This window comes from Pantoea sp. WMus005, assembly GCF_013415305.1.
In the GTDB taxonomy this organism is placed as follows: Bacteria; Pseudomonadota; Gammaproteobacteria; order Enterobacterales; family Enterobacteriaceae; genus Pantoea; species Pantoea rara.
In genome coordinates, this window is sequence record NZ_JACBXU010000007.1 from 146,499 (window position 1) to 153,654 (window position 7,156).

5 protein-coding genes are annotated in these 7,156 nt (G+C 49.8%); 3 read left to right on the top strand and 2 right to left on the bottom strand.

Annotated features, from left to right (window positions below):
- Positions 1-174 precede the first annotated feature (174 nt).
- Together HZZ01_RS19945 and feoB are read left to right on the top strand one after the other, a co-directional pair.
- The gene (locus HZZ01_RS19945; RefSeq protein WP_179899171.1) at positions 175-399 is read left to right on the top strand and encodes a FeoA domain-containing protein; all 225 of its coding nucleotides are present in this window, start codon (positions 175-177) and stop codon (positions 397-399) included.
- Positions 399-2,726 (top strand): Fe(2+) transporter permease subunit FeoB, encoded by a 2,328-nt coding sequence (feoB, locus tag HZZ01_RS19950; protein WP_179899172.1) that lies wholly within the window; start codon positions 399-401, stop codon positions 2,724-2,726. The genes HZZ01_RS19945 and feoB overlap by 1 nt, the downstream gene beginning before the upstream one ends.
- A gap of 129 nt (positions 2,727-2,855) precedes the next feature.
- Here the strand turns inward: feoB and HZZ01_RS19955 are convergent, their stop codons facing one another.
- Positions 2,856-3,851, bottom strand: coding sequence for an alpha/beta hydrolase (locus HZZ01_RS19955; RefSeq protein ID WP_179899187.1), 996 nt, complete (start codon positions 3,849-3,851; stop codon positions 2,856-2,858).
- A 349-nt stretch (positions 3,852-4,200) separates the two neighbouring features.
- Here HZZ01_RS19955 and guaD point away from each other — a divergent pair, with 349 nt between their 5' ends.
- Positions 4,201-5,559: a guanine deaminase gene (gene guaD, locus HZZ01_RS19960; protein WP_179899173.1), complete on the top strand. Its 1,359-nt coding sequence runs from the start codon at positions 4,201-4,203 to the stop codon at positions 5,557-5,559.
- 321 nt (positions 5,560-5,880) lie between these two features.
- Here guaD and HZZ01_RS19965 read toward each other — a convergent pair whose 3' ends face one another.
- Positions 5,881-6,921, bottom strand: coding sequence for a tyrosine-type recombinase/integrase (locus tag HZZ01_RS19965; protein ID WP_179899174.1), 1,041 nt, complete (start codon positions 6,919-6,921; stop codon positions 5,881-5,883).
- Positions 6,922-7,156: the final 235 nt, after the last annotated feature.

Sequence of the window (7,156 nt, forward strand, 5' to 3'; positions counted from 1 at the left end):
GAAATCGCGGGTATCAATCTTCCCGCGGCCATTCACGTTACAGCAAGGTGTTCTCTGTTTCCTAAATCAAACCTATAAACAGCGCATTTTCACTGTCTGCCTGATGTCATATCAAAAACCGAAACGCTTATCATTTATATAATGCGTGTTTATTACTCAGAAGCAGAGCGTGGTATGGCAATTAACATGGGCAGTACCTACCGAATCCTGGGCTATCGGCCATCGGTAAATTTCACCTGGCGGCAGAAATTATTGACAATGGGCATGCTTCCAGGTGCCGTTATCGAGATCATTCGCGTAGCGCCAATGGGCGACCCGGTGCAGATCCGGACCCGCCGTGTCAGCCTGGCGGTGAGACAGCGTGACCTGGCCGATATCCTCCTGGAGGAAATAGTCTGATGAAAAAGATAACCATCGGGCTGATTGGCAATCCAAATACCGGCAAAACCACGCTGTTTAATCAGCTAACGGGTGCCCGCCAGCGGGTCGGTAACTGGGCGGGCGTCACGGTCGAGCGCAAAGAAGGGCAGTTTTTTACCGCGCAGTCAGATGTCCGCCTCATCGATCTACCTGGCACTCGTTCACTGACCACGCTATCCGCTGAAAGCTCCATCGATGAGAGCATCGCCTGCCAGTATCTCTATCAGGATCACGCTGATGTGGTGATTAACGTCGTCGATGCAGCCAGTCTGGAAAGTAACCTGTTCCTGACCCTTCAGCTGCTGGAGCTAGGCGTGCCCTGCATCGTCGCCCTGAACATGCAGGATATTGCCGCCAGCCATAACATCATGATTGATGTTCCAGCGCTATCAGCGCGTCTGGGATGCCCGGTCGTTTCACTGACCTCCACTAAAGGTGACGGTATCGCCCAGCTCAAAGTCCTGATCGATCAGCCTCATATTTACCTCACATCGAAACGGGTGCGTTACCCGGCCGCGATTGAAACAGCAATTGCGCAGCTCTGCCTGTTAATGTCCGGCACGATAGCCCCACAAAAACGCTACTGGCTGGCATTGCAGTTGCTTGAAGGCGATATCAACAGCCGGAAGTTTTGCCCGGAACTGCTTCCGCGTTTGCCTGAGATTATTCAGCAGGCGGGCGGCGATACCGGTATTCAGATTGCCGATTACCGCTATCGCGCCATCAACACGATTTGCGCAGCCGTCAGTAATATTCATCAGGCATTACCTGCCGGCCTCACCCGCCAGATCGATAACATCGTACTGAACCGCTGGCTGGGCATTCCGATATTTCTGGCAGTGATGTATGTGATGTTTGTACTCTCAATTAACATCGGTGCCGCGCTGCAGCCACTGTTCGACAGTGGCTCGGTGGCAATATTCATTCATGGCATACAATGGCTGGGCTATGTTTGCCACTTCCCGGCCTGGCTGACGGTTTTTCTGGCGCAGGGTATTGGTGCCGGTATCAATACCGTACTGCCGATCATTCCGCAGATTGGCCTGATGTTCCTGTTCCTCTCTTTCCTGGAGGACTCAGGCTATCTGGCACGCGCTGCCTTTGTGATAGATCGGCTGATGCAGTCGCTTGGCCTGCCAGGGAAATCTTTTGTCCCTTTGATTGTCGGCTTTGGCTGTAATGTGCCGTCGGTAATGGGGACACGCACGCTGGATACGCCGCGTGAGCGTCTGCTGACAGTATTGATAGCGCCTTTTATGTCGTGTGGTGCGCGGCTGGCAATCTTTGCAGTTTTCGCTGCGGCATTCTTCAACACCCATAGCTCCAGCCTGGTTTTCTCACTCTATCTGCTGGGCATTGTGGTGGCGATCGTTACTGCGCTGGTACTCAAGCATACCCTGCTGGGTGGAGAAGCCTCGCCGTTTATCATGGAGTTGCCGATCTATCACCGGCCTCATCTTAAAAGCCTTCTCCTGCAGACATGGCAGCGACTGAAAATGTTTGTTATACGCGCCGGACAGGTAATCATCCTGGTAAGCATGCTGATAGGCGTGCTGAGCAGCTTTGCATTTAATGGCCAGCTGGTTGATGACATTAACCAGTCTGCGCTGGCGGCAACCAGCAAAGCGATTACGCCGGTGCTGTTGCCGATTGGGGTCACTCAGGATAACTGGCAGGCCACCGTGGGGCTGGTGAGCGGCATCATGGCGAAAGAGGTCGTGGTGGGTACGCTTAACAGCCTTTACACCACAGAGGCACTCCAGAACAGTCCATTTGATCCGCGATCCTTTAATCTGCCAGGTGAACTGAAAGATGCGCTGACGGAAACCTGGGCGGGGTTAACTGCCGCATTCAGAATTGATGCGCTAGCCAATCCGATTGAAGCCAGCAAAGGCGATGGGGAGATGACGACCCGTTCAATCAGTGTGATGTCAGCTAAATTTGGCAGCGGCTTTGCCGCTTACAGTTACTTAATCTTTGTGCTGCTCTATGTTCCCTGCGTCTCTGTTATGGGCGCGATTGCACGCGAAGCCGGCAAAAAATGGATGATGTTCTCATTCTTCTGGGGACTGAACATCGCCTACACCACGGCCACGCTTTTTTATCAGACCGTCACTTTTGCCGAACATCCCGCATTCAGCTCAATTTGCCTGATAAGCGTAATGATACTGAACGGGATCATCCTGCTGGCCTTACGTAAATCGAGAAGCCGGGTGCAGGCAATACCGGTAATGCTGCGGGAGGAAAAGGGACCTTGCCACGGTTGCCACGGCGACTGTGATAAACAGAAAGAGTATGCGCAGTAACCGTAAAGGCCACATTACTATGCTGAGATGCGATACGGACCTGCAGCAGACGAGTAATTATAAATGTGGTGCGAAACGAAAGCGTTCCTTGCCTGCACAGGTTAACAGGCAAGGAAACTTCCCCGAATGTCAGAGGTTGGCGTCAGGGTCTGCCGCTGATAGGTTCTGTGATTTCACCGGTTCACCCAGTACCTGACGGAACCAGCGGGTGACTTTGCTGATTACCTCAGGCTGATACCAGCGATAATCACCATGCTCAGCTCCTTCTACTAATACGTAATCAGCGCGGTCATGTGCTTTGTGAAGCGCGTTATAAAGATTCGCACTCTGCTCTGGAGAGACGAGAGTATCTTTGCTGCCATGCATAATTAAAAAAGGGGGCTTAGCACCATTCAGGTGTCCAATCGGACTCGCGTATAACGCTTTCTCAGGCTGGTCGATCACTGATGCCCCGGCGAAATTACGGAAAGCGGTACCATTAACCAGCAGAGCTTCAGTTGCGGCAGGGGATCGATGCACATTTTGTATTGCATCCGGGAAGCCTTCACCGATGCTTCGCAGATCGGAGATGCCATACAGTGTGGCCACTGCCTGAACATCTGAAGACTGATCAGGGAAATCACCTTTATCAAACGATTTATCACCATTGGTAGTGCCCAGCATCTGGGCAAGCCATCCCCCAGCCGAGTCGCCCAAAACCCCTATACGCGTCGGATCGATGCCATACTCTGAGGCGTGCTGGCGCAGATATCGGACTGCAGTTTTAGCATCTAAAACCGGTGCCGGGAAAACATCAGGAATAGTGCGGTATTCTGCTGCGGCAACGACAAAACCGGCCTCCGCTAGCGCCAGCCGCATTGAAATAAACTTGTCATGTTCCGCTGTCAGAAAACCAACACCGGGAAAATAGATAATCGCTGGTTTCAATTTATCGGTTCGAGGAACGAGCAGTGACATATGCAGTTGCCTGACTGAGCGCATGTTTTTTACCTGGTGGTAAACCACATCTCCAATATTGTCGATCTGGTCCTGACGGGTGTTAACGTGGAGAATCTCTGCACCCTGAGCATAACCTGGAAGCTGATCCTGGCCAGTTGCGATAGCTGTAGTAGCGATTGAAAGCATAAAGACTCCCGACATTAAGAGGTCCAGATTTCTCATATTTTTCGTCCTGTAAGAATTTAAATGTTAATACTTTGTTCTATATAAGTATATGAATAAAAGCTATAGCTTAGTAAAGCAGAGGAAACAATTGGGGTGTTTTATTATTGACACACCCGACCAGCTTTAGATTTAACTTCAGGCATTATTGATCTCGTGATGAGGCAGCAGCATAAGGAATAAATTTCAGTATGGATACTATTTTTCAGACTCAGAATTTCACCGCATTTTTGGTATCTGAACCCTATATCATTTCACCTATCATTTCTGCCCTGAAAAAATACGGATTTTTAAAAAGTTAACGGAGTAGTCCATGAACATCAAGCTTGTCGCTTTACTTTGTCTTTGCTCATTTGGCGCAACAGCAGAAACGGTTGGATATCGCGCTGAAATCCTCTATTTCAAAGCCGATCCGGCCAAAGAGAAAGATGCTTCGGTACATTATAAAGATGGCTATCTCATTGTTAAAGATGGATATATTTTAAAATCAGGTAATTATGCCACTTTGAAAGACCAGCCTGTTGATAGCATGATTGACTACAGCGGGAAAATTATCACACCTGGATTCATTGATACCCATGTTCATTATCCGCAAATCACCATGATCAGTGAATATGGTGAACAACTTATAGGCTGGTTAAATACCTACACTTTTCCAACTGAAATAAAATACAGCAATCATCCATATGCCTCCCAGAAAGCTTCGGTATTCCTGGATCAACTGGTGGAAAATGGCACAACAACAGCATTGGTGTTTGCAACCAGTTCGCCGGATTCGGTTGATGCATTTTTTGAGCAAGCGTTAAAGCGTAATATGCGCATGATCAGTGGGAAAGTACTGATGGATCGAAACGCGCCGGCCGAATTACTGGATACACCACAATCAGCCTATGAAGAGAGCAAAGCGCTGATTAAAAAATGGCAACACAAAGGCCGACTTGATTATGCCGTTACGCCACGTTTCGCACCTACGTCAACTGAAGAAGAACTCAATATAGCCGGGAAATTGCTTAGAGAATTCCCCGATGTGTATCTGCAAACCCATCTGGCGGAAAATAAGCAGGAAGTCGCCTGGGTTAAAGAGTTGTTCCCGAAAAGCCGCAGTTATCTGGATGTGTATGACAAAAGCGGACTGGTGACAAAGAAATCCATTTTCGCGCACTCTATCCACCTTGATGATACCGATTACAAAGTCATGTCAGAGAAAGGCGCCAGTATTGCCTTTTGCCCGACATCGAATCTGTTTCTGGGAAGCGGATTGTTTAACCTGGATAAGGCCCATCAGTATAATATCCCGGTTGGCTTAGGTACCGATGTCGGCGCAGGCACAAGTCTGTCCATCCTTCAGACCATGGATGAAGCCTACAAAGTGACGCAGATGCGCAAGGCATTTACTGATAACCCCGATGACGTCCACTCAGTGACACCCATGGAAAACCTCTATCTTGCCACCCTGGGCGGCGCAACAGTGCTATCGCTACAGGATAAAATAGGCAGCTTAACGCCGGGCAAAGAAGCTGACTTTGTCGTCCTGGACCCTCTGGCCGGGCAGGTGCTTGCCGGACGCAATGAAGGTTCAAAAACCATCGAAGAGACCCTGTTTGGCATTGAAATGTTAGGTGACGACCGTACCGTTGCTCACACTTATGTGATGGGAAAAAAAATGAAGTAATGCTCAGGATGAAATCACGTCATTAACCATTGAGAGGGCCACTTAAGCCAGGCCTTTCTGACGACCCTGCCAGCTGAAGTCACCCTCGCCGCCGGTGAAGACAGAATTGTCACGAGAAGGATTGATGCTGACACACATGAGTCTGCTTTTTTTGACCGATAAGCAGGCTGAATGACGTTGACAGGAAATCAAATAAATCAAGGGGATGCATCCGGAGGATGCCCGGTACCTGCCTATTCAGTACCGGCTTACACACAGGCTGTCCACTTTTTCTGTGGATAACTTTAGCCTGAAAGATCACGGAGTGACCTTTTAATCAAGTCATGAGTCGGGAAAATCGGTATTAGCGTGTTGCTCCATAAACTCCACCATAGCCCCTTTGTGAGCATCGATATGCCGGATGTAGCGCATCAGCGTTTCCGGTTTTTTCCAGGTACCTTCCTGCATGATCCGGGCTATTGGGTAGCCTTTATCGGCCATATCCTGGGCTGCGCCGACCCTTGCACTGTGGCCACTCCATCCGGTATAGCGATTTTTATTGGCCTTAACTGCGCCGGATTTTCCAGCGGTAAGCCATGCACGGTTAAAGATATGTTCCAGTGCCCTTGTGCTCATCGGCTTCCCGGAAACCAATACCTGACCAGAGCGGTGCACTGCACTAAACAAATATGCATCAGGCTGGCTGGATAGCCCGGAGGCGTCGATCCACGCTTCAAGGCGCTGAGTTGAACGGGCACTGAGCGCCTTAATCAATCCGCCAGTCTGCACAAATGTTTTTGTCCAGGCCACATCAAGAATGATACGACCGTCACCGGCACGCATGACATCCCGCACCCGCAGCCGTGAAAGCTCACTGATACGGAGCAGCGTTGCATAGGCGACATGCAAAAAAGCTAAATCGCGCAGCGCCTGAAGATTATCTGAACCTGACCACTCCTTATCCAGCGCCAGCAAATCCGTGAGCCTGAAGGGCACGGCCTGGCCAGCGCGTTCGCCATTCGTTACGGCCACTCGATTTATCTTCTTCATAGCCCGAAAAACCAGCGGAGAAGCATTGGGGACAGGCAACCCGGCGTTACGGTGTAACATCGAGATCAGTGACGCGTGAGATGTAACGGTTGAAGAGGCGCGGCCGCTTTCAGCCAGAAAAGAGAGATAGTCGCGCAAATCATCCGCGCTCATGGGCAGGAAACTACGCTGGTTATCTTCCGACCAGCGATTACATATCCGCATGACACTCAGCAGTTGTCGCCAGGTGTTCGGTGAAAAAGCCTCTTTATCCTGGACGAACTGCCTGAGTCGTTCTGTGATGTCGCTATTGCGGCTTGCCTTCAGGTTGGTTGTCGGTACTAACTCGCTCATATTTGCTCACTTATCTACCAAAAACAGCCTTGATCGCGCTACGTGAATTCTGACAATTCAGCAGTAGCATAACCGTGCAGAATTTACGTAGCGTTGCCATTTTCAGCACTGACTTAACTGCTGTTCATATTAACCCGGCAGCATCGCTGTGTCATAACTTCGTATAAGAACAATTATACGAAGTCATGACATCTAAAGCTATTCATCTTATTGTTAGCGCCGCCGAGGGTGGGAG

Coding starts and splice junctions, on each gene's coding strand:
- guaD (WP_179899173.1), top strand. CDS start 4,201: ATGAACATCAAGCTTGTCGCTTTACTTTGTCTTTGCTCATTTGGCGCA.
- feoB (WP_179899172.1), top strand. CDS start 399: ATGAAAAAGATAACCATCGGGCTGATTGGCAATCCAAATACCGGCAAA.
- HZZ01_RS19955 (WP_179899187.1), bottom strand. CDS start 3,851: ATGCTTTCAATCGCTACTACAGCTATCGCAACTGGCCAGGATCAGCTT.
- HZZ01_RS19945 (WP_179899171.1), top strand. CDS start 175: ATGGCAATTAACATGGGCAGTACCTACCGAATCCTGGGCTATCGGCCA.
- HZZ01_RS19965 (WP_179899174.1), bottom strand. CDS start 6,921: ATGAGCGAGTTAGTACCGACAACCAACCTGAAGGCAAGCCGCAATAGC.